The organism is Streptomyces sp. DS1-CR2 (genome assembly GCF_055760475.1).
Window position 1 is genome coordinate 5,889,981 of the sequence record NZ_CM147085.1, and the last position, 23,983, is coordinate 5,913,963.

Consider the following 23,983-nt stretch of genomic DNA (forward strand, 5'->3'; position numbering starts at 1 on the left):
CGCATCAGGCAACGTTCGCCCTGGTGAGGAACCAAGCCAACACAGCCACGCCGATGGGCAACGCAACAAGGTAGCCGATGAGGATACCGACGCCCGGATCAGCCAGCGCAGGAAAGGCCCAGTTCACTGCTGCAGCCACGAGCAGTCTCACCGTTGCCAGCGCAAGGAGAGCGGCGACAACAGCAAGCCGACGCGGCGGGCCCGCCCCGCGGTACAACTCAGCCGCAGGCCCGATCGCGATCAGGCCCGTCACGAGGCCGACGAGACTGGTGTCGGGCAGCCACCCGAACGGCCACCCCACCAGAGCGACCAACCCGGAGACAGCAAGGCCGCCCAGTTCCAGCGCGACGGTGGCCACTACCGGGTGGTCCCACGAGGGGCGTCGGATCGAGCCGCTCCCACTGTCCTTTTCATCGGCCACGTCGTCAGATTAGCCATCGGCAGGGCGAACGTTGCCTGATGCGGCACTAGTTGTCGCTTGTCACCCCACCCATAGACAGGCCGCCCTACGGGCTCCCAGGGGGCCCTGAAACGGCCTTTGGCCTGGGAGGCGACAAGCGACAAGACAAGCGACAAGACAAGACAAGCGACAAGCCGCACGACAAGCCAGACGACAAGCAACACGACAAGCCAACGGCGGGCAGCACCCCACTCCGGGTGCTGCCCGCCAGCCGTTCTCCGGAGGCCCTTCGTGCTCGTGACCCTGTCCGCCGTCGCCCTCTTCGGCATCCTCACCTTCGCTCTGCTGCGCGGCCGGATCGTCGGCCCGCTCGCCGCGACCGCGGTGTTCCTCTTCGGGTTCTTCACCGCCGACACCGGAGCCGCCGACGCCATACACGCCGTCCTGCGCGCCCTCATCGGCGCCGCACAGAACATCTCCTGACCGCAACCGCCCGGAGGTCTCACCCATGACCGAGCACGAGCAGCCGACAGCCGCGTGGTCGCCGCGGATGAGCGACGCCGCCGCCAACGCCGAAGCCCGCCGGATCATCGACGACGTCTACCGCCCCGCAGCGCCGGTGCGGCAGATACCGACCTACTTCAAGGACGACACCCCAGCCCCGCCCTTCGGCGACGCCGAACCCGTCCACCAGGACGACCGCCGCATCGTGCCCGCATGGGCCGCCGGGGTCGCGGTCGCCTCCCTCGGCATCGGCGCCGGCACCACCGGCATCGGCTGCGGCGCCTGGCTCGTGCTGAAGGGATTCGCCTCCATGAGCGTCACCGGAGTCATCGCCATGGGCGCCATGTTCACCGGCCTCGCATTCGCCGCGCTCTCCATCGGCGTCGCCTTCTCCCGCGCCAAGCGCTCCGTCTCCCGCGCCGTCTACACCGGGCCGGTCACCAAGAACACCCACGTCACCACCCACACGCGGGGCGCGTTCGCCCGCTCCCACGCCCACCTGCACAACTGACCAAGGAGGCCGCATGACGACCACTACCGCCGACCCTGCGACGCTCGCCCGCCAGGCAGCCGAGGCCGTCCGCGAGTTCAACCACCGCACCTTCCCCAACTCCCCGACCAAGCCCGGCCTGACATATCCGGGCGAGGCCTACGACGCGATCGGCGCACTGAAGACGCTGGCTCAGCGGCTGCCGCAGGCCATGGAGCAGATCGGCACCGCGCTCGATGTCCTGGGCACCAACGACCACCTGGGCTCCGCCATCGGCGAGGACCCGGCCCGGCACGTCGCCCTCGTTCAGGAGTTTTTGAGCACGGCGATGGACTGCGCCGGCGGGCTCGCCCAGTGTCTGGAACTCGCACACGGCGAGGCCGGCCCGCTGCTCTACACCGGCCCCGAAGACGGGCCCGAGGAAGAGCCGTGCGGGGAGGGCATGTGCCAGTGCTCCTGCATCGGCACGCTGCACCCCTACGGCTGCGACTGCCCGCACCCCGACGACTGCGACTGCGACTTCTGCGACGCCCGCGACCAGTTCTAGCTACGCCAAGGGCGGCCCCCTACGTCTCGCCAAAGTCGCGGGGCCGCCCTTGCCAGCCAGCACCCACGAAGGAACTGGAGACCCCCAGCATGACCCAACCGACCGACATTCGGGGAGTGCACTCCGCCCCCCGGCCTTTACGGATCCTGGACGGCTGCTGCTGCATCGGCGGCGGCACCGAGGGATACCGGCGCGCGTTCGGCCCCGACTGCCACATCACCGGCGTCGACATCGAGCCCCAACCCGACTACCGGGGCGACGCCTTCCACCAGGGTGACGTGGTCGAGTTCATCCACGCCCACGGCGCGGAATTCGACTTCATCCACGTCTCCCCGCCCTGCCAGGGCGAGGGCGCCCCGACCAAGGGCACCAACGCCGCCCGCAACGCCGCCATCGGCCGCACCTACCCCCGGCTCATCGACCCCGTCCGGGCCGCCCTGGAGACGACCGGGCGGCCGTACGTGATGGAGAACGTGGCCGGCTCCGATGTCCGCAAAGACATCCGCCTGTGCGGAGAACAGTTCGGGCTCGCAGTGCTCATGCACCGCTACTTCGAACTCGGGGGCTGGACGGCCACACAGCCTGCCCATCCGCGTCACCGCGGGCGGGTGCGCGGGTGGCGACACGGCAAGTTCTTCGACGGCCCCTATGTGGCCGCCTACGGCAAGGGCGGCGGCAAGGCCAGCGTCGAGGAGATCCGACAGGCCAAGGGCATTGACTGGTCCACCGATCACCTGCGCCTGCGGGAGGCTCTACCGCCCGCCTACACCGAGTTCATCGGCCGCGCCTTCCTCACCTCCCGCACGGCATTGGGGGTGGCTGCATGAGCGAGCATCTGCGCACCGCGCTCGACCTCGTCGCCTCACAGATTCCGGTCCTGCCCCTGCGGGCGGGCAAGGTCCCGTTCGGTAACTGCCGCCGCTGCGCGGACAACGCGTGCGGCGGCCGGCCGAATATAAAGACCCCCGGGCCGTGCGTCTGCCCCGGACCCTGCCACGCGTGGGCTGCGGCGACCATCGACCCGGACGTCATCAGTTCCGACCCGTGGCGCAGGGCCTGGCTGTGCGCGAGTGCGGTCGCCTATCACCCTGGCGGCGCCGGGCTGACGGTCGTGGATCTCGACAACGTCGACGCCATCGCGTGGGCCCGCGAGCACCTGCCGGCCACGCAGACCGTGCCCACCACGCGCGGTGAGCACTGGCTCTACCTCGGGACCATGCCGTCCGTGAACGGCGTGCGGCCCGGCGTAGACATCAAGTCCGCCATGTCCTATGCCCGCTGGCTCGGGCCCGGCAACGGCAGCAGGGCCGCCCTCCCGGACGTCGTGCGCGCGCTCACCGCGGCCAAGCCCGCGGCCCCCGCGCTCACGGCCGTCGCGGTTCCCGCGCCGGCCGGAGGCGGGCAGTGCCGCCATCGGACGCCCGCCTTCCTCGAACGTGGCATCGCCATGGCGGAGCAGCGCATCACCGACGCGACGAGTGGCGTGCACAACGCCGTGTACCGCACGTTCCTGGCCGTGCTGTCCACGCACGGCCGGTGCGGCTGCCTCACCGAGGACCACATCACGCGCCTGTTCACCGCCGCGCAGACCAAGGGCGAGAGCGCCCGGCACTGCACCGACGCCTGGGACAACGCCCGTACTCGGTTGGGACTTTGAGCATGGAAGACGACGAGAAGAACCCGGCCCGGCAGGTCATCGCCGACTACGCGCAAGAGCGCTTCCGCTACTTCCGCACCGCAGAAGGAACCGTCTACGCCCAGCGCAAGGGCCACCCCGTGGCCCGCCCGATCCGCTCCCAGGGCACCACCGGAAGCCACCGCCAGGAACTCATGGTCGGCCTGTTCAAGGACGGCATCGGCATGTTCAACGGCACCGCGATGAAGGAGGCACTCGACTTGATCGAAGCGCTCGCCCTCACCGAGCAGGTCCAACCCATCCACATCCGCGTCGCCCCCGGATTCGACGGGGCAACGTGGCTCGACCTGGGCCGCACCGACGGACAGTCCGTCCGCATCCACCCCACCGGATGGGACATCGCCATCCCCGACCCGCAAGAAGTGTGCTGGCGGCGCACACAGCTCACCGGAGAACTCCCCCTGCCCTCCAAGGACACCAACGGCAAGGGAATCGACCTGCTCTTTAGGCTCTGCAACTTCGCCAACGCGGAGACCGAATGCCTGGTCATGGCCTGGCTGATCGGCTGCCTGGAACCCTCCGTGCCCGTCCCCGCCCCCTTCCTCACCGGCCCCCAAGGGGCAGGGAAGTCCACCGGCGGACGCATGCTCATCCGGATCATCGAAGGCATGAGCAGCGACCTGCGCCGCGCCCCGAAGGACGAGGACAACCTGATCGCCGCGGTCGCGGCGGGATGGGTCACCGCGCTCGACAACCTCTCCCACATGACCCCGGACCTGTCCGACGCCATGTGCTGCATCGTCACCGGAGCCGAGAGCGTCAAGCGCGCCCTGTTCACCGACGGAGACGTCTTCCGCGCCCGCTACCGCCGCCCCCTGCTCCTGACCGGCATCGATGTCGGCGTCATCCGGCCCGACCTCGCCGAACGGCTCCTGCCGCTCCGCCTGGAACGGCCCAAGGTGCGGCGCACCGAGGCGGAGTTGTGGGCGGAGTACGCGGAAGTCCTGCCCGTCGTGCTCGGCTCCCTGCTGGACCTGACCGTCAAGGTCCGTGCGGTCACCGCCGAGACGCCCACCGATCTGCGCATGGCGGACTTCGCCCACCTGTGCGCCCAGCTCGACGCGGCGACCGGGCTCGGCGCGCTGCCGGCCTACCGGGCCGGGCTGGACGACCTCAACGATGACGTGATCGAGGGGGATCTGCTTGCGCAGACCGTGCTGCAGTACGCGGCCGGCATGCCGACCGGGGCGCAGGAGCGGATGACGTCCGCGGAATGGCTGCACCGTCTCACCGGTCTCTACAGCGGTGAGGACTGCAGGCCCCTGCCCAAGGGGTGGCCGACCACCGGCAAGGTGCTCTCCGACCGGCTCAAGCGCCTTCAGCCCACCCTCGCCGCCCGCGGCCTGAACGTCGACTGGGGGCGCACACGCGAGGCCCGCTACATCGAGCTCTCCGATCCCGTAGGAGAGCACGAGCCTCAGCAGGAAGCCGCGTTCTGACCCAAGGTCACCGCACAACAGCAAGAAGAGCACCCGGGGCGACGCGCGAGGCGTGCTCCTCTTGCTGTTCGGTGCGCAGCACCGCCCCAAGGACGTGCCGCGCAGCGGCTCCTTCTTCACGTCCTGAGCCGCGCACAACAACAGACACCACCCCCTCTTTTTCCTAAGTAGGGGAACGCTGCGTCACCTGCGTCACACGCGACGGAAAACGGCCACTGACCTGCCGGAACAGACGTGACGCAGAACCGGATCCTCTGCGTCATCCTGCGTCACCTGCGTCACGCCGCAGTGACACAGGTGACGCGGCGGTGACGCACCCCCATCCGCCCTGTGTCACCAATATCTGCAGGTCAGACGCTCGAATGACGCACGTGACGTGGTGACGCAGAAATCCGCACCTCGGACACACATGGGCCCCGGCCGGAGGCCACCCCGAACAACAGGCCGCCGCCCCCGCGCGTGGCGGATTCCTCCGAGGTGATCGGCGTCTCTCAAAGCTTCGCTCCACGAACGGAGAAGCAGTTCATGGCCAAGCTCCGCGACGAAATGTTGACCATCCCCGAGGTCATTGAAGAGATCGGTGTTCCGCGAGCGACGTTCTACCGCTGGCGGCAGCTCAGGAAAGGACCTAAGTCAATCAAGCTCCCCAACGGGGCAGTCCGTATTCGGCGATCGGAACTGGAGCGTTGGATCGGGACCTTGGAGGAGGCCGCATGACTTACAGCAAGATCCCGAAGCATCAGGGCGCCCGCGAGAGCGGGTGCCCGCCCGTTCCAGAGGAGCCGACATTCTCCACAGACGTGCGGGTGTGGAAGATTAACCAAGTGCGGAGCAAAAGGGCCCCATACCAGCTTCGTTGGGTGGTGGCGGGCAAGGTCAATACGGCCAGCTTCGCCACTGTCACCCTCGCTGATCACCGTCGCTCCGAAATCGTGAAGGCGATGCGCAAGGGCGAGGCTTTCGACGTGGTGTCTGGGCTGCCCGAGTCTGAACTCAGAGCGGCTGTCGCCAAGGCGAACGCAAGGCCCGATCTTTCCTGGTGGGACTTCAGCCGCGAGTACATGGCGAGCCGATGGCGTACTTCTGCGGCCAAGACCCGAGAGGGATTGGCGGACAGTCTCGCGACGGTAGCGCTTGCAATGATGGAGGACGGGAAGAAAGCGCCTTCGCTCGAAGAAGCGCGATTGGCGGTCCGATGGGCTGTTGTACCCGCACACGAGGATGAAGAGCCTCCCGAGGACCTAGCGGCAGCCTGTAGGTGGCTTCAGTACAGATCGTTTCCCCTGTCGGCTCTTTCGGACCCGCGAGTGATTCGGGACATTCAATACCGGCTGTCGTTCAAGCTGGATGACAGCCCGGCGGCGGGGGAGACCTACAAGCGCCGTCGCCGCGGGTTCAACACCGCCATGGAGTACGCGATTGAGTGCGGCTATCTCGACGCTAACCCGCTCGCCGGAGTGAAGCGCGCAGGCGCCACCCATGGAGACGTCGTGGACCCCCGGGTTTTGGTGAACGCGGCGCAGGGCGGTCAGCTCCTCACGGCGGTCTCGTACGTCGGCTCCGTCCACCGCAACCGCGGCCGCCGTCTGGTTGCGTTCTTCGCCTGCCAGCTCTACGCCGCCATGCGGCCAGCCGAGGCGGTTGGCCTCCGCGAAAGGGACTGCTACCTGCCCGAGAAGGGATGGGGAACCCTCACTCTCCAGGAGACCCGTCCGGTCTCGGGCAAGAAGTGGACCGACTCGGGCAAACGGCATGACAAGCGCGGACTCAAGTCGAGGGAGGTCAAGGCGGACCGGCCGGTCCCCATCCCGCCCCTGCTGGTCGCGATGCTGCGCGAGCACATCAGGGATTTCGGGGTGGCGGCGGACGGCCGGGTCTTCGCCAATGAGCGTGGCGACGTGCTGGGGACATCGAGCTATTGGCGGGTGTGGCAGGACGCGCGCCCCATCGCGCTCCCGCCGGACAAGGTGGACTCGCCGCTCGCGCACCGGCCCTACGACCTGCGGCATACCTGCATCACGAACTGGCTGAACGCGGGGGTCCCGGTTGCGGAGGTCGCCCGCCGCGCCGGCAACTCACCCGAGGTCATCCACCGTCGGTACGAGGGCTGCATCGACGGCCACGAGGAGGTGAACAACAGGAAGATCGAGAAGGCGATGGGGTGGGGCGACGAAGCGACCTGAATTCTCACTCGCCACTCACTCGCGATCAGCGATTGAGAACAACAAAGAGCCGGACCCAGTGGGACTGGGTCCGGCTCTTCATACTTGGCACTTGCGCAGGTCAGAGACTTGATCACCCTGGATGGTGCGAAGTGCCCCCGGCAGGATTCGAACCTGCGCACACGGCTCCGGAGGCCGTTGCTCTATCCCCTGAGCTACGGGGGCGTGTTCGCCGCGGCTGGCGTGGCGACGGGTAGAACCCTACCAGCTCCGTCGGGGTCCCCATGAACAGTTGTTTCGCTGTTGAGATGGCATCCCGGGAGGGCCGTGTGTGGGGCCACGGGAGGGTGGTAGTCCCCTGTACGGGGCGGAAGTGGGGAAAACCCGGACGCGGTGGCGCTTGCGGACCTACTCTCGAGTTGTGCCAGGCGCGTCCGGCCGAGTGCTTGTTGTGGACGACAACAAGGTGATTCGGCAGCTGATCAGGGTCAATCTCGAGCTGGAGGGCTTCGAGGTCGTGACCGCAGCCGATGGTGCCGAATGTCTGGATGTGGTGCATCAGGTTCGGCCTGATGTGATCACTCTGGATGTCGTGATGCCCCGACTCGACGGGTTGCGGACCGCCGCGCGGCTTCGCTCGGACGCCCATGCGCGCGGCGTCCCCATCGTGATCGTCAGCGCCTGCACCCACCACGAGGTCGAGACCGGACTCGATGTCGGGGTCGACGCCTTCCTTACCAAGCCCTTCGAGCCCAGTGAACTCGTCCGGGTCGTACGGCAGTTGAGCGAACGCAGGCGCGAGGGCGGTCGTGGCGTCGAAGAGACCGAGCGCGCCGGCCGTACCGGAGGGTGAGCGGCATGGGGGAGTGGGCGGGGGAGCCTGGCGCGTCCGCATGTCGGACCATCCCGTAAACCGGGTCGCTTATCCACCCCCCTCCTCCCATACGCTTGTCCCGTGACCCCCGTCGAGCTCTCCCGTACCGTCCAGCGCGCTGTGCGCCGCGCGGTCGACGACGGTGAGCTGAGCGTGGCCGTGCCGGCACGCGTCGTGGTCGAGCGGCCGCGGCCCGGTGGGTGCGGGGACTACTCCACGAACGTCGCGCTGCGGCTCGCCGGGCCCGCCGGGCGCCCGCCCCGGCACGTCGCCGAGCTCCTTTCGCGGCGCCTCGCCGACAGCCCCGGCATCGCGGGCGTCGAGGTCACCGGCCCCGGATTCCTCAATCTCACCCTCGCCGACGACGACCCCGGCGCCCTCGCCCACGAGATTCTCGCCCGGGGTGGCGGATATGGGTGCGGTGATGTTCTCGCAGGCCAGCGGTTTGAGGTTCGTGTTCCTTACGAAGTCAGGGCCGAGGTCGTCGCCGATTCGCTTCGGCGGATTCTCGCCACGCAGGGTGCCGAGGCTCAGGTCGTCCATGGTGAGACGCCCGGGTCCGAGGAGGGGGAGACGCGCGTCGTGAAGGTGCGGCCCGTGCCCGCTCCCTCCGACCCCGCCGTCCTCGGCCGTGACGCGTCCCGCTGGGCCCTGCTCCTGCCCGCCGCGCACGACCGGCCCCGTATCGGCGACGAGCATCTCGCCCAGCGCGAGAGCAACCCCCTCTTCCGCGTCCGGTACGCCTACGCCCGCACCCACGCCCTCACCCGCAACGCCGCGGCCCTCGGCTTCACCGCCGAACCCGGCGACGTACGCGACAGGGCGTCCGCCTCCGCTGCTCCGGGCGCCCCCGGCGAAGCCGTCGCCCTCCACACCGCCCTGTCCGCCCACCCCCGAACCCTCACCCTCGCCGCCACCCACCACGCCCCCGACCGGCTTGCCCGGCACCTCGTCGTGGTGGCCGACGCGTTTCTCGGGTTTCAGCACACCGTGCTTCCGCAGGGGGAGGAGAAACCCTCGGCCGCCCACCGTGCCCGGCTCGCGCTTGCCGAAGCCGCCGGGGCGGTGCTCGCCGGCGGCCTGTCCCTGCTCGGTATCGACGCACCCGAACATCTCTGAGAGAGCGCAGAAGACAGTCATGAGCCGTTCCGCACACCCCGCCGGGCCCCGCCACGCAGATGTCCTGACCGAGGGGCACTACGCCGCTCCGCCCGCCGATCTCAACGTCCTCGACCCAAAGGTGTGGTCGCGGACCGTCACCCGTGAGGGCGACGGCGCGGTCCGCGTCGGCGGTATCGAAGTGGCCCGGCTCGCCGAGGAGTTCGGCACCCCCGCCTACTTCCTCGACGAGGACGACTTCCGGGCCCGCTGCCGCGCCTGGCGCGACGCGTTCGGCCCCGACGCCGACGTCTTCTACGCCGGCAAGGCATTCCTCTCCCGCGCCGTGGTGCGCTGGCTGGACGAGGAAGGGCTCAATCTGGACGTCTGTTCCGGTGGCGAGCTCGCCACCGCTCTGTCCGCCGGGATGCCCCCGGCCCGTATCGCCTTCCACGGCAACAACAAGTCCGAGGAAGAGATCGAGCGGGCCGTCGAGGTCGGGGTCGGGCGGATCGTGCTCGACTCGTTCCAGGAGATCGTGCGGGTGTCGCACATCGCCGAGCGGCTCGGCAAGCGCCAGCCCGTGCAGATCCGCGTGACGGTCGGTGTCGAGGCCCACACGCACGAGTTCATCGCCACCGCGCACGAGGACCAGAAGTTCGGGATCGCGCTCGCCGGTGGGCAGGCCGCCGAGGCCGTACGGCGTGCGCTCAAGCTCGACGGTCTCGAGCTCATCGGCATCCACAGCCACATCGGCTCGCAGATCTTCGACATGGCGGGCTTCGAGGTCGCCGCGCGGCGCGTCGTGTCGCTGCTGGCCGAGGTGCGCGACGAGCACGGTGTCGAGCTGCCCGAGATCGACCTCGGCGGCGGTCTCGGCATCGCGTACACCTCCGATGACGACCCGAGCGAGCCGCACGAGATCGCCAAGGCGCTCGGCGAGATCGTGACGCGCGAGTGCGAGGCGGCCGGTCTGCGCACGCCGCGCATCTCCGTCGAGCCGGGCCGCGCCATCGTCGGCCCGACCGCCTTCACGCTCTACACGGTCGGCACCATCAAGCCGCTCGAAACCCTCCGTACGTACGTGTCCGTGGACGGCGGCATGTCGGACAACATCCGCACCGCCCTCTACGACGCCGAGTACACGGTCGCCCTCGTCTCGCGGACCTCCGACGCCGAGCCGATGCTCGTCCGCGTGGTGGGCAAGCACTGTGAGAGTGGCGACATCGTGGTCAAGGACGCCTTCCTGCCCGCCGACCTCGCGCCCGGTGACCTGCTCGCGGTGCCGGCGACCGGTGCGTACTGCCGGTCCATGGCCAGTAACTACAACCACGCACTTCGCCCGCCCGTCGTCGCCGTGCGCGACGGTGAGGCGCGGGCGATCGTCCGGCGTGAGACGGAGGAAGATCTCCTGCGTCTCGACGTCGGATAAATGAAATACACGTCTCAGGATTCGGACCGGGGGCAGAAACCCCGGTCCGGTGGGTGAGACTGGTCCACTGAAGCAGTATCAAGCAGGCTGAGCTCTCTGAGCTGGGTTCAATGAAAGGCGTAGGTCGATGATGCGTACGCGTCCGCTGAAGGTGGCGCTCCTTGGCTGTGGGGTAGTCGGCTCAGAGGTGGCGCGCATCATGACGACGCACGCCGAGGACCTCGCGGCCCGGATCGGCGCCCCCGTGGAACTGGCCGGGGTCGCCGTGCGGCGCCCGTCGAAGGTGCGCGAGGGCATCGACCCCTCGCTCGTGACGACGGACGCGACCGCGCTGGTCAAACGGGGCGACATCGACGTCGTCGTCGAGGTCATCGGCGGTATCGAGCCCGCGCGCGGCCTCATCACCACGGCCTTCGAGCACGGCGCCTCCGTCGTCTCCGCCAACAAGGCGCTCATCGCCCAGGACGGCGCCGCGCTGCACGCCGCCGCCGAGGAGCACGGCAGGGACCTCTACTACGAGGCCGCCGTCGCCGGTGCGATTCCGCTGATCAGGCCGCTGCGCGAGTCCCTCGCCGGCGACAAGATCAACCGCGTGATGGGCATCGTCAACGGCACCACGAACTTCATCCTCGACAAGATGGACTCGACGGGCGCCGGCTACCAGGAGGCCCTCGACGAGGCCACCGCGCTCGGCTACGCCGAGGCCGACCCCACCGCCGACGTCGAGGGCTTCGACGCCGCCGCCAAGGCCGCCATCCTCGCCGGGATCTCCTTCCACACCCGCGTACGTCTCGACGACGTGTACCGCGAGGGCATGACCGAGGTGACCGCCGCCGACTTCGCTTCCGCGAAGGAGATGGGCTGCACGATCAAGCTGCTCGCGATCTGTGAGCGGGCGGCGCACGGCGGGTCCGTCACCGCGCGCGTGCACCCCGCGATGATCCCGCTCGACCACCCCCTCGCCTCCGTGCGCGGCGCGTACAACGCCGTGTTCGTCGAGGCAGAGGCCGCCGGCCAGCTCATGTTCTACGGGCCCGGAGCCGGCGGCGCGCCCACCGCGTCGGCCGTGCTCGGCGACCTCGTGGCCGTGTGCCGCAACAAGCTCGGCGAGGCCACCGGACCCGGTGACTCCGCCTACACCCAGCTGCCCGTCTCGCCCATGGGCGAGGTCGTGACGCGCTACCACATCAGCCTCGACGTGGCCGACAAGCCGGGCGTTCTCGCCCAGGTCGCGACGGTCTTCGCCGAGCACGGCGTATCCATTGACACGGTGCGCCAATCGGGCAAGGACGGCGAGGCATCCCTCGTCGTGGTCACCCACCGTGCGGCGGACGCGGCCCTCACCGGGACCGTCGACGCGCTGCGCAAGCTCGACACCGTGCGTGGTGTCGCCAGCATCATGCGTGTTGAAGGGGAGTAACGAGCAATGACCCACCAGTGGCGCGGAATCATCGAGGAGTACCGCGACCGGCTTCCGGTGTCCGACACCACGCCGGTCGTCACGCTGCGCGAGGGCGGCACGCCGCTCGTGCCCGCCCAGGTGCTCTCCGAGCGCACGGGCTGCGAGGTCCACCTCAAGGTCGAGGGCGCGAACCCGACCGGGTCCTTCAAGGACCGCGGCATGACGATGGCGATCACGAAGGCCAAGGAGGAGGGCGCCCAGGCCGTCATCTGCGCCTCCACCGGTAACACGTCCGCCTCGGCCGCGGCCTACGCCGTGCGCGCCGGCATGGTCTGCGCCGTGCTCGTCCCGCAGGGCAAGATCGCGCTCGGCAAGATGGGCCAGGCGCTGGTCTACGGCTCGAAGATCCTCCAGGTCGACGGCAACTTCGACGACTGCCTGAACCTGGCCCGCGCCCTCTCCGACAACTACCCGGTGGCGCTGGTCAATTCGGTCAACCCGTTCCGTATCGAGGGCCAGAAGACCGCCTCGTTCGAGATCGTCGACGCGCTCGGCGACGCGCCCGACATCCACGTCCTTCCCGTCGGCAACGCCGGCAACATCACGGCCTACTGGAAGGGCTACAAGGAGTACGCGGCGGACGGCATCGCCACGCACACCCCGCGCATGTGGGGCTTCCAGGCGTCCGGTTCCGCGCCCATCGTGCGCGGCGAGATCGTCAAGGACCCTTCGACGATCGCCACCGCGATTCGCATCGGCAACCCCGCGTCATGGGACTTCGCGCTGGCCGCCCGTGACGAGTCCGGCGGCTTCATCGACGAAGTGACGGACCGTGAAATCCTGCGCGCCTACAAGCTGTTGGCGTCCCAGGAAGGTGTCTTCGTGGAGCCCGCGTCGGCCGCCTCCGTCGCCGGTCTGCTCAAGGCCGCCGAGCAGGGCAAGGTCGACAAGGGGCAGAAGATCGTCTGCACCGTCACGGGCAACGGCCTCAAGGACCCCGACTGGGCCGTCGCGGGCGCCCCGCAGCCCGTCACCGTCCCGGTCGACGCGGCCACCGCGGCCGAGCGCCTCGGCCTGGCGTAACCGGACAGGGCCGGTCAACTCCGCACAGGGGGTGCACAGGGGGCTTGCGACACGCATCGTGCGCCTCCTGTGCGCCCTATGTCGCCACAGAACCTTCCTTCGATAGGCTGTACCGAACCCACTCCGCCGCACATGCATATGCCGCGGTGCCGCAGGCGTTGTCGCAGCCCTCGCGGCCTTCGGGTTCTCACACGGGCAGCAATCATCGGATCTCTACCGCAGTCACCTCGTTCATCACGCAAGAACCGCAGCTCAAGGAGTGTCATCGAGCGATGGCCGGTCCCGCCTTCCGCGCCGCCGCCGTCAGGGTGCGCGTCCCCGCCTCCAGCGCCAACCTCGGCCCGGGCTTCGATGCCTTCGGCCTGTCGCTGGGTCTCTACGACGACGTGGTCGTCCGGGTCGCCGACTCCGGCCTGAACATCGACATCGCAGGTGAGGGCTCCGACACCCTCCCGCGCGACGAGTCCCATCTGCTCGTACGCTCGCTGCGCACCGCTTTCGACCTGCTCGGCGGACAGCCGCGCGGCCTCGAGGTCGTCTGCGCCAACCGGATCCCGCACGGCCGCGGCCTCGGCTCCTCGTCGGCCGCCATCTGCGCCGGCATCGTCGCCGCGCGCGCCGTGACGATAGGCGGCGACGCCCGGCTCGACGACGCGGCCCTTCTTGAGCTCGCGACCGAGATCGAGGGGCATCCGGACAACGTCGCGGCTTGCCTGCTCGGCGGCTTCACGCTTTCCTGGATGGACGGCGGTGCGGCCCGGGCGATCAGGATGGACCCTGCTGGTTCCATCGTTCCGGTGGTTTTCGTACCGGGAAAGCCGGTACTCACCGAGACCGCACGCGGTCTCCTGCCGCGCAGCGTCCCCCATGTGGACGCCGCGGTGAACGCGGGCCGAGCGGCCCTGCTCGTAGAGGCCCTCACGAGGCGCCCCGAGCTGCTGCTGCCCGCCACCGAGGACCGGCTCCACCAGGAGTACCGGGCTCCCGCGATGCCGGAGAGCCTCGCACTTGTGGAGCGGCTGCGGGCCGACGGCGTACCCGCGGTGATCTCAGGGGCGGGACCCACGGTCCTCGCCCTTGTGGAGAAGGAAGCGGCCGACAAGGTCGCCCGGCTGGCCGGTGAGGGATGGGCGGCGAACCGCCTCGACCTCGATGTCGACGGAGCGAGCGTGCTGCCGCTTGCTCACTGACACACGGTTGCCGGAATTCGAGAGGGGGAATATTTGTTGGATCCGGTAGTGTTAACCTCAAGTCTGCACCCGACCCCACCATGGCGAGGTGCTGTGTGTCCCCCTCCGGGACAACCATTCTTCCAGGAGCCCCGCAAATTGCTCGGTGCCGTGCGCTGAGCCGTTTCGAGCATGCTCCGGAACCGGTGTGATCGAGCCGGGTGACACAGACATTCCAGTGGAACCCGCGGCTTCGGGACTCGCCGTCACCAATGAATTCTTCCGCCGCGTTGGCGGACCACCGCCCCGGCACGGTCCATACCGACAGGACCACCGCCGGACAGCACAACCGGTCGCCGAGCCAGACAGGCCGACGTCCGCTCCAGGGAAGGACCCTTCGTGAGCGACACCACCGATCTGATGGGCGTGAGCGCCGACAGCTCCGCTGCCGCGCCCTCCGCCGATGCGGATGCGCCTGCTGCCGGCGCTGCGGGCTCCCGGCGGCGCCGCGGTACCGGCCTCGAGGGCATGGTGCTGGCCGAGCTCCAGCAGGTCGCATCGGGCCTCGGTATCAGGGGCACCGCGCGTATGCGCAAGAGCCAGCTGATCGAGGTCATCAAGGAGGCGCAGGCCGGGGGAGGCGCTCCCGCGAAGAGCGCCGACACCACCGAGGCCAAGCCGAAGCGCCGCGCCACCTCCAAGGCGCGCACCGGCGACGAGGCCACGGCGAACGGCACCGAGGCCCCCGCCAAGGCGACCCAGGCCGAAGGCGCCAAGGCCGCGAAGGCCACCGCTCAGCAGCAGATCGACATCCCCGGTCAGCCGGCGAGCGACGAAAAGGGCGGCGAGCGCCGCCGCCGCCGTGCCACCTCCGAGGCCGGCAGCCCCGAGACCGTCACGGCCGAGGCGAAGACCGAGACCAAGACGGACGCTCAGGGCGAGGCCAAGGGCGACGCCGGTGACAACGGCGCCGAGGGCCGTCGCGAGCGCCGTGACCGTCGTGACCGCGGTGACCGTGGTGACCGTGGCGGCGACCGCGGTGAGCGCGGTGGCCGTGACCGCGGCGACCGCCGTGGCAAGGGCGACGAGCAGGGCAAGGAGCAGGGCGGGGGCAACCGTCAGCCGCAGGGCGGCGGGCGCCAGGACCGTCAGCGTGACAACGGCCCGCAGGACGACTTCGACGACGAGGGCGGCCGCCGCGGACGCCGTGGCCGCTACCGCGACCGCCGTGGCCGTCGTGGCCGCGACGAGGCCGGCTTCGGCAACGAGGTGCAGGTCTCCGAGGACGACGTCCTGATCCCCGTCGCGGGCATCCTGGACATCCTCGACAACTACGCGTTCATCCGGACCTCGGGCTACCTGCCCGGTCCGAACGACGTGTACGTGTCCCTCGCCCAGGTCCGCAAGAACGGCCTGCGCAAGGGTGACCACGTCACCGGCGCGGTCCGCCAGCCCAAGGACGGCGAGCGCCGCGAGAAGTTCAACGCGCTCGTCCGCCTCGACTCGGCCAACGGCATGGCGGCCGAATCCGGGCGCGGGCGGCCGGAGTTCAACAAGCTGACGCCGCTCTACCCGCAGGACCGGCTCCGTCTGGAGACCGACCCGGGCATCCTGACCACCCGCATCATCGACCTCGTGTCGCCGATCGGTAAGGGCCAGCGAGGCCTGATCGTGGCCCCGCCGAAGACCGGCAAGACCATGATCCTGCAGGCGGTCGCCAACGCGATCACCGTCAACAGCCCCGAGTGCCACCTGATGGTCGTCCTGGTCGACGAGCGTCCGGAAGAGGTCACCGACATGCAGCGGTCGGTGAAGGGCGAGGTCATCTCCTCGACCTTCGACCGCCCGGCCGAGGACCACACCACGGTCGCCGAGCTCGCCATCGAGCGCGCCAAGCGTCTCGTGGAGCTCGGTCACGACGTGGTCGTCCTGCTCGACTCGATCACGCGTCTGGGCCGTGCCTACAACCTGGCGGCGCCGGCCTCCGGCCGCATCCTGTCCGGTGGTGTCGACTCGACCGCGCTCTACCCGCCGAAGCGCTTCTTCGGTGCGGCGCGCAACATCGAGGACGGCGGCTCGCTGACCATTCTCGCCACCGCGCTGGTCGACACCGGCTCGCGCATGGACGAGGTGATCTTCGAGGAGTTCAAGGGCACCGGCAACATGGAGCTCAAGCTCGACCGCAAGCTCTCCGACAAGCGCATCTTCCCCGCGGTGGACGTCGACGCGTCCTCCACCCGTAAGGAAGAGATCCTGCTCAACGCGGAAGAGCTGGCGATCGTCTGGAAGCTGCGCCGGGTGCTGCACGCGCTCGACTCGCAGCAGGCCATCGAGCTGCTTCTCGACAAGATGAAGCAGACGAAGTCGAACGCCGAGTTCCTGATGCAGATCGCGAAGACGACGCCGACGCCGGGCAACGGCAACGACTAAGAGCTTTGCTCTGCGGTAGCACCGCTCAAGGGCCGCCCCCGTCACATCCGTGACGGGGGCGGCCCTTTGTGCTGTTCGGGGAGGGTTGTACGATCACGCTCTTCATCCAACGTTCAACTCATCGCTCCCTGGGGGGACTTGCGTGGACATATCTGTATCCGGCTCCGGCCGGCACCGTCGAAGACTCGGCACGTTGCTGCCGGCCGCCGCGGCCGGGCTCGCGCTGATCGGCGGAGGCGCGTTCGCCGTCACCTCTTATGCGGGGGAGTCCGACACCGGCCGGGTCGTGCAGCCGCCGCCCGGCACGAAGACCGCGGAGCCCGCGGCGTCCTCCCCGTCGCCGAGCGGCGACAAGTCGCTCACGCCCCGCATCATCGGCGGCACCGCAAGCGCCGCCTCCTGGATGGTGCAGCTCGTCTACAACGACCCCGCCGGCGGCTCGTACTTCGTCTGCGGCGGCACCCTGGTCGCGCCCAACAAGGTGCTCACCGCCGCGCACTGCCTGCACGACGAGAACGGCAACCGGCAGGACTGGGGCAAGTACGGCGAAGTCGCCGTGGGCACCAGCAAGAGCGTCACCGTCGCCGGCAACGGCGCCACGTACATCGACGTCACCCGCAGCTGGGTCCGCGACGGCTACGACCCCGACGCCATCACGAACGACGTCGCCCTGCTCACCCTCGCCAAGCCGGTCGCCCAGACCACGCTGGAGCTGGCCGGAGCCGGGGACAGCGCGCTGTACGCCGCCGGCACGAACGCCACCGTGTACGGCTGGGGCCTCACCAGCTCGAACGAGGACACCGCCGACATCGCGTCCCAGCTGCAGAAGGTCACCCTGCCGCTGAACTCCGACGACGCCTGCACCCAGAACCTCGACCCGTACTTCCAGGCCGGGAAGATGATCTGCGCCGGACAGCTCGGCACCGGCGACGACAGCACGGGGAAGACCACGTGCCCGGGCGACTCGGGCGGCCCGCTCGTCGTGGGCGGCAAGGTCGTCGGCATCGTGTCCTGGGGCATCAGCCAGGGCCGGCAGGTCTGCAACGTCTCCGGCACGTACGAGGCGTTCACCAAGGTCTCCACGTACCAGCCCAAGGTCCGTCCGCGCATCGACGACACCGACATCAGCCGCGACGGCAAGGCCGACCTCTTCGTCCGCGCCTCGTCCGGCGGCCAGGGGTACGTCAAGGAGTCCACGGGCAGCGGGTTCGCCACGCGCAAGACGCTGACCGGGTCCTGGAGCGCGTACAACCTGGTCCTCCAGGCCGATATGAACCGCGACGGGTACCAGGACTTCATCATCCGCCGCCGGTCCGACGGGGCCGTCTACTGGCGGCACCGGTCCGCGTCCAGCTCGACGTACACGGACACGAAGATCGCGAGCGACTGGTCGACGCGGAAGTTCATCGTGGCGCCCGGTGACGTGACCGGCGACCGGTACCCCGACCTGCTTTCGGCGACCTCCGGCGGCACGCTCTACCTGTACCCCGGCAAGGGCGACGGGACGTACGGCACCCGCGCCACCGTCGGCAGCGGCTACCAGGTCTTCAACTCCCTGCGCGGCAAGGGCGACTTCACCGGCGACGGCAGGAGCGACCTGATCGCCCGCGGCAGCGGCGGCAAGCTGTACCTGCTGAAGGGCACCGGCGAGGCGTCCGCGCCCTTCGAGACCGGCGTGCAGGTGCGCACCTGGGACGGGTACGACGCGTTCGCGGCGCCCGGTGACGTGACCGGCGACGGCAAGGCCGACTACGTGGCCCGCACGCCCGGCGGCACGCTTTATCTGTACCCGGGCACGGGGACCGCCTCCTCGGAGATCTTTGCCACACGCATCAAGATCGGGACCGGCTACACGCAGTACAACGTCTTCGGATAAACCCGCAGGTGAGAGCCGGACGATCGGCTTTCGTCAGCACGCGCTGTGCCCGTCGCGACCGTCGCGGCGGGCACAGCGCGTTGTGCAACCCTTCTTCCCGGCTTCCCGGCTTCCCGGCTTCCCGGCTTCCCGGCTTCCCGGGTTCCACGTCCGGCGAGGGCACGGACGAAGAGAAGTCCGATCGAGCCTGACCCTGCAAACAGGGGGTAACCGAACAAACGAGCAGTTGAGGACTGAGGAGCACATGCCCGACGAGAGCAGCCCCGCGACCACCGATCCGAGCCGCCCCACCCGCGGCGGCGGAGGCGGCGGCCGACGGCGCAAGCCGCGCGCCAGGCGCAGCAAGGCCCTCGTCATCACGGCCTGCACCGCGGCGGGACTCGTCGTCGTGGCGGGCGCGGGCGCCGGCTTCCTGTACTTCAAGCTCAACGGGAACATCAAGGGCGTCGACATCAACGCCGCGCTCGGCCCCGACCGCCCCACGAACGTCGACAACGGCTCGATGGACATCCTCGTCCTCGGCTCGGACTCGCGCTCCGGCGCGAACGCCAAGTACGGCAAGGACGGCGGCGGCGCCCGCTCCGACACCGCGATGGTCGTCCACGTGTACAAGGGCCACAAGAAGGCCAGTGTGGTCTCCATACCGCGCGACACCCTCGTCACACGGCCGGCCTGCACCGACAGCGCCGGGAACACGGTCGCGGGCGGCAGCCAGCAGATGTTCAACACGGCGTACGAGGTCGGCGGCCCGGCCTGCGCCGTCAAGACGGTCGAGAAGATGTCCGGGATCCGCATGGACCACTACGTCGAGGTCGACTTCTCGGGCTTCAAGAAGCTCATCAACACCCTCGGCGGTGTCGACATCACCACCCAGCAGGCCATCAACGACGACAAGAGCCATCTGCACCTGGCGGCCGGCACGCACACCCTCACCGGCGAGCAGGCGCTCGGCCTCGTCCGCACCCGGCACGCCGTCGGCGACGGCAGCGACCTGGGCCGAATACAGCTCCAGCAGGCCTTCATGAAGGCGCTGATCAACCAGATCAAGGACGTCGGCGTCTTCACCAGCCCCAAGAAGCTCTACGACCTCGCGGACACCGCCACCAGCGCCGTCACCACCGACTCCGAGCTCAACTCGGTCAAGGAACTGGCGGGCTTCGCGGGCGGCCTCAAGGGCATCGGCGCCGGCGACATGAAGATGGTGACGCTCCCCGTCCAGTACGACCCCGCCGACCCGAACCGCGTACTCCCGCTGGAGAAGGCGGGCGCGAAGGTATGGGCGGCGCTCGAGGCGGACCAGCCCGTTCCGGCCTCCGCGCTCAAGGGATCCGCCGGTGACAAGGGCGCCGCGGGCTCCGTCGTCAGCAGTCACTAGCCGGTCACCGGCCGCCACCGGCCCCGGTCACCACGTGCTGGTGAGCCTTCGGGAATAGTTCCGCCCCGACCCCGGTTTTGGGGGATACGGCCAGTCCTGGCAGACTGGTACGTCGGCCCCGGTTCACGCCCCCGCAATCCGCGGAAGCGACCCGGAGCCCTCCGAGATCATAGGAGACACCTTGAAGCGCGACATCCACCCCGAGTACGTCGAGACGCAGGTCAGCTGCACCTGTGGCGCGTCGTTCACCACCCGTAGCACCATCTCGTCCGGCACCGTTCGTGCCGAGGTCTGCTCCGAGTGCCACCCGTTCTACACGGGCAAGCAGAAGATCCTCGACACCGGTGGCCGCGTGGCCCGCTTCGAGGCCCGCTTCGGCAAGGCTGCTGCCGCCAACAAGTAGCGAGCCACTTGCGCCGGTCCACGGCCGCCCTTCGGGGCGGGCCGGGACCGGCGTGCTTGTTTTTGGTTGGCCGGGGACCCGGGGGTCTTCGCCGGCCGGCCGGTGGCCGTTCCCTTTCGCTGTACCTCACTTCAGGAGCCGGAGATGTTCGAGGCCGTCGAGGACCTCATCGGTGAGCACGCCGATCTCGAGACGAAGCTCGCGGACCCCTCGGTCCACGCCGACCAGGCGAACGCGCGCAAGCTCAACAAGCGCTACGCCGAGCTGACCCCGATCGTCGCCACCTACCGCTCCTGGAAGCAGACCGGTGACGACATCGAGACCGCGCGCGAATTCGCCGCGGACGACCCGGACTTCGCCGCCGAGGTCAAGGACCTCGAGAAGCAGCGCGAGGAGATCACCGAGAAGCTGCGGCTCCTGCTGGTCCCCCGGGACCCCAACGATGACAAGGACGTCATCCTCGAGGTCAAGGCGGGCGCGGGCGGCGACGAGTCGGCCCTCTTCGCCGGCGACCTGCTGCGCATGTATCTGCGGTACGCGGAGCGCGTCGGCTGGAAGACCGAGATCATCGACGCCACCGAGTCCGAGCTGGGCGGCTACAAGGACGTTCAGGTCGCCGTGAAGACCAAGGGCGGCAACGGTGCGACCGAGCCCGGCCAGGGCGTCTGGGCCCGCCTGAAGTACGAGGGCGGCGTGCACCGCGTGCAGCGTGTGCCGTCGACCGAGTCGCAGGGCCGTATCCACACCTCCGCGGCCGGCGTCCTCGTGACGCCCGAGGCCGAGGACGTCGACGTGGAGATCCACGCGAACGACCTCCGCATCGACGTCTACCGCTCCTCGGGCCCCGGCGGCCAGTCCGTCAACACGACGGACTCCGCAGTGCGCATCACGCACCTGCCCACCGGAGTGGTCGCTTCCTGCCAGAACGAGAAGAGCCAGCTCCAGAACAAGGAGCAGGCGATGCGTATCCTGCGCTCCAGGCTTCTCGCGGCAGCAGTGGAGAAGGCCGAGGCCGAGGCCGCGGACGCGCGCCGCAGCCAGGTCCGCACCGTCGACCGCTCCGAGAAGATCCGTACATATAACTTCCCGGAGAACCGCATCTCGGACCACCGCGTCGGTTTCAAGGCGTACAACTTGGACCAGGTGCTCGACGGTGAGCTCGACCCGGTGATCCAGGCCTGCGTCGACGCCGACTCGGCCGCCAAGCTCGCCGCCGCCTAAGCCACGCCCAAAAGACCAGCTCAGCCCCGGAGGACCAGCGTGCAGCAACATCTTGGGGGGCGACCCCCAAACCCCCGCAGCGTGCTGCTCGCGGAAGTCGCCCAGGCCACCCAGCGCCTCGCCGACGCGGGCGTGCCCTCGCCGCGCAACGACGCGGAGGAGCTCGCCGCCTTCGTGCACGGCGTGAAGCGGGGCGAGCTGCATCTCGTCAAGGACACGGACTTCGACGCCCGTTACTGGGAGGTCACCGCGCGCCGCGAGGCCCGCGAGCCGCTCCAGCACATCACCGGGCGCGCCTACTTCCGCTACCTCGAACTCCAGGTGGGGCCGGGCGTGTTCGTGCCGCGGCCCGAGACGGAGTCCGTGGTCGGCTGGGCCATAGACGCCGTACGGGCCATGGATGTCGTCGAGCCGCTCATCGTCGACCTGTGCACGGGCTCGGGCGCCATCGCGCTCGCCCTCGCGCAGGAGGTCCCGCGCTCCCGTGTGCACGCTGTGGAGCTGTCCGAGGACGCCCTGCGCTGGACGCGCAAGAACGTCGAGGGGTCCAGGGTCGACCTGCGCCAGGGAGACGCCCTGGAGGCCTTCCCGGAGCTCGACGGCCAGGTCGACCTGGTGGTCTCCAACCCGCCGTACATCCCGCTCACCGAGTGGGAGTACGTCGCCCCCGAGGCCCGCGACCACGACCCCGAACTCGCTCTGTTCTCAGGCGAGGACGGGCTCCACCTGATCCGCGGCATCGAGCGCACCGCGCACCGCCTGCTGCGGCCCGGAGGCGTCGTCGTCGTCGAGCACGCCGACACCCAGGGCGGCCAGGTCCCGTGGATCTTCACCGAGGAACGGGGCTGGGCCGACGCCGCCGACCACCCCGACCTGAACAACCGCCCGCGCTTCGCGACCGCCCGCAAGGCGATGCCGTGACGCGACAGAATCAGCGCAGCACCAGCAGTCTCGGCAGCATCAGCAGTACCGGCAGCACCAGCACTTCCCGCATCTCCCGCACTTCCCGCATCTCTCGCATGGACTACGTGTACTTCGTGTACGAGGAGGCCCGCTAAATGGCTCGGCGATACGACACCAACGACGCGTCGGACCGTACGACCGGTCTGCGTGAAGCCGCGTCCGCCGTCCGCCGCGGTGAGCTGGTCGTGCTGCCCACCGACACCGTGTACGGCATCGGCGCCGACGCCTTCACCTCCGAGGCGGTCGCCGACCTCCTGGACGCCAAGGGGCGCGGCCGCAACATGCCGACCCCGGTCCTCATCGGCTCCCCGAACACGCTGCACGGCCTCGTCACGGACTTCTCCGAGATGGCCTGGGAACTCGTCGACGCGTTCTGGCCGGGCGCCCTCACGCTCGTCGCCAAGCACCAGCCGTCCCTGGCGTGGGACCTCGGCGACACCCGTGGCACCGTCGCCGTCCGCATGCCCCTGCACCCGGTCGCGATCGAGCTGCTCACCGAGGTCGGCCCCATGGCCGTGTCCTCCGCGAACCTCACCGGGCACCCCGCCCCCGAGGACTGCGACGCCGCGCAGGACATGCTCGGCGACTCCGTCTCCGTCTACCTCGACGGCGGCCCCACGCCCGGCATCGTCCCGTCCTCGATCGTCGACGTGACCGGGAAGGTTCCGGTGCTCCTGCGCGCGGGTGCCCTGACCGCGGACGAGCTGCGCAAGGTCGTACCCGACCTCGAGGTGGCGAATTGACAGCCCCTGAGACGGGGCGTGGCATAGGCAACGGGGACTCCTTCCGCATCCTCCATGTCAGCACCGGCAACGTGTGCCGCTCGCCGATCACCGAGCGGCTGACCCGGCATGCCCTGGTGGACCGGCTCGGCGACCCCCTCGTACGCGGTCTGATCGTCGAGAGCGCGGGCACCTGGGGCCACGAGGGCGCGCCCATGGAGGCCAACGCCGAGACGGTCCTCGCGGACTTCGGGGCGGACGCCTCCGGCTTCGTGGGCCGCGAGCTCCTCGACGACCACGTGATCCGCGCGGACCTGGTCCTCACGGCCACCCGCGACCACCGCGCCCAGGTCATCTCCATGGGCCACAGCGCGGGCCTGCGCACCTTCACGCTGAAGGAGTTCACCCGCCTCGTCCAGGCGATCGATCCGGCCACGCTGCCCGATCCGCTGGACGGCGGCGTGGTGGAGCGCGCACGCGCCCTGGTGCGCGCCGCGGCGGCTCTACGCGGGTGGCTTCTCGCCCCGAACGCCGAGGCCGACGAGGTCTACGACCCGTACGGCGCACCTCTGCCCTTCTTCCGCTCGGTCGGCGAGGAGATCAGCGAAGCGCTGGAGCCCGTGGTGACGGCGCTGACGGGTGTTCCGGCGTGCAGGTGAACCCAGTGACAGCGACGGCCGGAGTACCCGCTCGTACC

Annotated in this window: 23 protein-coding genes and 1 tRNA gene; 22 read left to right on the forward strand and 2 right to left on the reverse strand. The window is 69.5% G+C overall.

The window, feature by feature from the left end; genetic code table 11:
• Positions 1-4: 4 nt before the first annotated feature.
• Positions 5-421, reverse strand: a complete 417-nt coding sequence (locus ACY0PA_RS28225) for a hypothetical protein (protein WP_473080387.1) — start codon at positions 419-421, stop codon at positions 5-7.
• Between the two features lie 270 nt (positions 422-691).
• Between ACY0PA_RS28225 and ACY0PA_RS28230 the strand changes: the two genes are divergently transcribed.
• From ACY0PA_RS28230 to ACY0PA_RS28265, 8 genes are all read left to right on the forward strand, one after another.
• Complete coding sequence (locus tag ACY0PA_RS28230) at positions 692-883, forward strand: hypothetical protein (protein ID WP_376569229.1); 192 nt, start codon at positions 692-694, stop codon at positions 881-883.
• Between the two features lie 25 nt (positions 884-908).
• Positions 909-1,415 (forward strand): hypothetical protein, encoded by a 507-nt coding sequence (locus tag ACY0PA_RS28235; RefSeq protein WP_473080388.1) that lies wholly within the window; start codon positions 909-911, stop codon positions 1,413-1,415.
• Between the two features lie 13 nt (positions 1,416-1,428).
• The gene (locus tag ACY0PA_RS28240; RefSeq protein ID WP_473080389.1) at positions 1,429-1,941 is read left to right on the forward strand and encodes a hypothetical protein; all 513 of its coding nucleotides are present in this window, start codon (positions 1,429-1,431) and stop codon (positions 1,939-1,941) included.
• A gap of 89 nt (positions 1,942-2,030) precedes the next feature.
• Positions 2,031-2,768, forward strand: a complete 738-nt coding sequence (locus ACY0PA_RS28245) for a class I SAM-dependent methyltransferase (protein ID WP_473080390.1) — start codon at positions 2,031-2,033, stop codon at positions 2,766-2,768.
• Positions 2,765-3,598 (forward strand): bifunctional DNA primase/polymerase, encoded by an 834-nt coding sequence (locus ACY0PA_RS28250; protein ID WP_473080391.1) that lies wholly within the window; start codon positions 2,765-2,767, stop codon positions 3,596-3,598. The genes ACY0PA_RS28245 and ACY0PA_RS28250 overlap by 4 nt, the downstream gene beginning before the upstream one ends.
• A gap of 2 nt (positions 3,599-3,600) precedes the next feature.
• Positions 3,601-5,076 carry an ATP-binding protein gene (locus tag ACY0PA_RS28255; RefSeq protein ID WP_473080392.1) on the forward strand — a complete coding sequence of 492 codons (1,476 nt, stop codon included), beginning with the start codon at positions 3,601-3,603 and terminating at the stop codon, positions 5,074-5,076.
• A gap of 525 nt (positions 5,077-5,601) precedes the next feature.
• Positions 5,602-5,793: a helix-turn-helix transcriptional regulator gene (locus ACY0PA_RS28260; RefSeq protein ID WP_266560077.1), complete on the forward strand. Its 192-nt coding sequence runs from the start codon at positions 5,602-5,604 to the stop codon at positions 5,791-5,793.
• On the forward strand, positions 5,790-7,259 hold the full coding sequence (locus ACY0PA_RS28265) for a tyrosine-type recombinase/integrase (RefSeq protein ID WP_473080393.1): 1,470 nt from the start codon (positions 5,790-5,792) through the stop codon (positions 7,257-7,259). Before ACY0PA_RS28260 ends, ACY0PA_RS28265 begins: the two co-directional genes overlap by 4 nt.
• Before the next feature lie 132 nt (positions 7,260-7,391).
• Here the strand turns inward: ACY0PA_RS28265 and ACY0PA_RS28270 are convergent.
• Positions 7,392-7,463: transfer RNA gene (locus tag ACY0PA_RS28270), tRNA-Arg, on the reverse strand.
• 106 nt (positions 7,464-7,569) lie between these two features.
• Between ACY0PA_RS28270 and ACY0PA_RS28275 the strand changes: the two genes are divergently transcribed.
• From ACY0PA_RS28275 to ACY0PA_RS28340, 14 genes are all read left to right on the forward strand, one after another.
• On the forward strand, positions 7,570-8,091 hold the full coding sequence (locus ACY0PA_RS28275; protein ID WP_473080394.1) for a response regulator: 522 nt from the start codon (positions 7,570-7,572) through the stop codon (positions 8,089-8,091).
• A gap of 102 nt (positions 8,092-8,193) precedes the next feature.
• The gene (gene nrtL / locus ACY0PA_RS28280; protein WP_473080395.1) at positions 8,194-9,231 is read left to right on the forward strand and encodes an ArgS-related anticodon-binding protein NrtL; all 1,038 of its coding nucleotides are present in this window, start codon (positions 8,194-8,196) and stop codon (positions 9,229-9,231) included.
• Positions 9,232-9,250: 19 nt separating this feature from the next.
• Positions 9,251-10,642 (forward strand): diaminopimelate decarboxylase, encoded by a 1,392-nt coding sequence (lysA, locus tag ACY0PA_RS28285; RefSeq protein WP_473080396.1) that lies wholly within the window; start codon positions 9,251-9,253, stop codon positions 10,640-10,642.
• Positions 10,643-10,772: 130 nt separating this feature from the next.
• A complete protein-coding gene (locus tag ACY0PA_RS28290; RefSeq protein ID WP_473086460.1) occupies positions 10,773-12,062 on the forward strand; it encodes a homoserine dehydrogenase in 1,290 nt (429 codons plus the stop codon).
• 6 nt (positions 12,063-12,068) lie between these two features.
• A complete protein-coding gene (gene thrC / locus ACY0PA_RS28295; protein ID WP_473080397.1) occupies positions 12,069-13,127 on the forward strand; it encodes a threonine synthase in 1,059 nt (352 codons plus the stop codon).
• 272 nt (positions 13,128-13,399) lie between these two features.
• Entirely contained in the window at positions 13,400-14,317 is a 918-nt protein-coding gene (thrB, locus tag ACY0PA_RS28300; protein WP_100595868.1) for a homoserine kinase, read from the forward strand.
• Between the two features lie 378 nt (positions 14,318-14,695).
• Complete coding sequence (rho, locus tag ACY0PA_RS28305; RefSeq protein ID WP_473080398.1) at positions 14,696-16,726, forward strand: transcription termination factor Rho; 2,031 nt, start codon at positions 14,696-14,698, stop codon at positions 16,724-16,726.
• Between the two features lie 142 nt (positions 16,727-16,868).
• Positions 16,869-18,602: a trypsin-like serine protease gene (locus tag ACY0PA_RS28310; RefSeq protein ID WP_473080399.1), complete on the forward strand. Its 1,734-nt coding sequence runs from the start codon at positions 16,869-16,871 to the stop codon at positions 18,600-18,602.
• Between the two features lie 244 nt (positions 18,603-18,846).
• Entirely contained in the window at positions 18,847-19,977 is a 1,131-nt protein-coding gene (locus ACY0PA_RS28315) for an LCP family protein (protein ID WP_473080400.1), read from the forward strand.
• 181 nt (positions 19,978-20,158) lie between these two features.
• Positions 20,159-20,380, forward strand: a complete 222-nt coding sequence (gene rpmE, locus ACY0PA_RS28320; protein ID WP_100595864.1) for a 50S ribosomal protein L31 — start codon at positions 20,159-20,161, stop codon at positions 20,378-20,380.
• 144 nt (positions 20,381-20,524) lie between these two features.
• Positions 20,525-21,601 carry a peptide chain release factor 1 gene (gene prfA, locus ACY0PA_RS28325; protein ID WP_227297228.1) on the forward strand — a complete coding sequence of 359 codons (1,077 nt, stop codon included), beginning with the start codon at positions 20,525-20,527 and terminating at the stop codon, positions 21,599-21,601.
• A gap of 81 nt (positions 21,602-21,682) precedes the next feature.
• Positions 21,683-22,522 (forward strand): peptide chain release factor N(5)-glutamine methyltransferase, encoded by an 840-nt coding sequence (gene prmC, locus ACY0PA_RS28330; RefSeq protein WP_473080401.1) that lies wholly within the window; start codon positions 21,683-21,685, stop codon positions 22,520-22,522.
• A gap of 137 nt (positions 22,523-22,659) precedes the next feature.
• Positions 22,660-23,307 carry an L-threonylcarbamoyladenylate synthase gene (locus ACY0PA_RS28335; protein WP_100595861.1) on the forward strand — a complete coding sequence of 216 codons (648 nt, stop codon included), beginning with the start codon at positions 22,660-22,662 and terminating at the stop codon, positions 23,305-23,307.
• Positions 23,304-23,945, forward strand: a complete 642-nt coding sequence (locus ACY0PA_RS28340) for an arsenate reductase/protein-tyrosine-phosphatase family protein (protein WP_356284671.1) — start codon at positions 23,304-23,306, stop codon at positions 23,943-23,945. The genes ACY0PA_RS28335 and ACY0PA_RS28340 overlap by 4 nt, the downstream gene beginning before the upstream one ends.
• Positions 23,946-23,983 lie beyond the last annotated feature (38 nt).

Bases quoted from the DNA above. Each gene is read 5' to 3' on its own strand.
- ACY0PA_RS28255 (WP_473080392.1), top strand. From the start codon at position 3,601: ATGGAAGACGACGAGAAGAACCCGGCCCGGCAGGTCATCGCCGACTAC.
- lysA (WP_473080396.1), top strand. From the start codon at position 9,251: ATGAGCCGTTCCGCACACCCCGCCGGGCCCCGCCACGCAGATGTCCTG.
- ACY0PA_RS28250 (WP_473080391.1), top strand. From the start codon at position 2,765: ATGAGCGAGCATCTGCGCACCGCGCTCGACCTCGTCGCCTCACAGATT.
- ACY0PA_RS28240 (WP_473080389.1), top strand. From the start codon at position 1,429: ATGACGACCACTACCGCCGACCCTGCGACGCTCGCCCGCCAGGCAGCC.
- ACY0PA_RS28245 (WP_473080390.1), top strand. From the start codon at position 2,031: ATGACCCAACCGACCGACATTCGGGGAGTGCACTCCGCCCCCCGGCCT.
- ACY0PA_RS28260 (WP_266560077.1), top strand. From the start codon at position 5,602: ATGGCCAAGCTCCGCGACGAAATGTTGACCATCCCCGAGGTCATTGAA.
- ACY0PA_RS28235 (WP_473080388.1), top strand. From the start codon at position 909: ATGACCGAGCACGAGCAGCCGACAGCCGCGTGGTCGCCGCGGATGAGC.
- ACY0PA_RS28290 (WP_473086460.1), top strand. From the start codon at position 10,773: ATGCGTACGCGTCCGCTGAAGGTGGCGCTCCTTGGCTGTGGGGTAGTC.
- ACY0PA_RS28315 (WP_473080400.1), top strand. From the start codon at position 18,847: ATGCCCGACGAGAGCAGCCCCGCGACCACCGATCCGAGCCGCCCCACC.
- ACY0PA_RS28335 (WP_100595861.1), top strand. From the start codon at position 22,660: ATGGCTCGGCGATACGACACCAACGACGCGTCGGACCGTACGACCGGT.
- ACY0PA_RS28265 (WP_473080393.1), top strand. From the start codon at position 5,790: ATGACTTACAGCAAGATCCCGAAGCATCAGGGCGCCCGCGAGAGCGGG.
- thrC (WP_473080397.1), top strand. From the start codon at position 12,069: ATGACCCACCAGTGGCGCGGAATCATCGAGGAGTACCGCGACCGGCTT.
- prfA (WP_227297228.1), top strand. From the start codon at position 20,525: ATGTTCGAGGCCGTCGAGGACCTCATCGGTGAGCACGCCGATCTCGAG.
- thrB (WP_100595868.1), top strand. From the start codon at position 13,400: ATGGCCGGTCCCGCCTTCCGCGCCGCCGCCGTCAGGGTGCGCGTCCCC.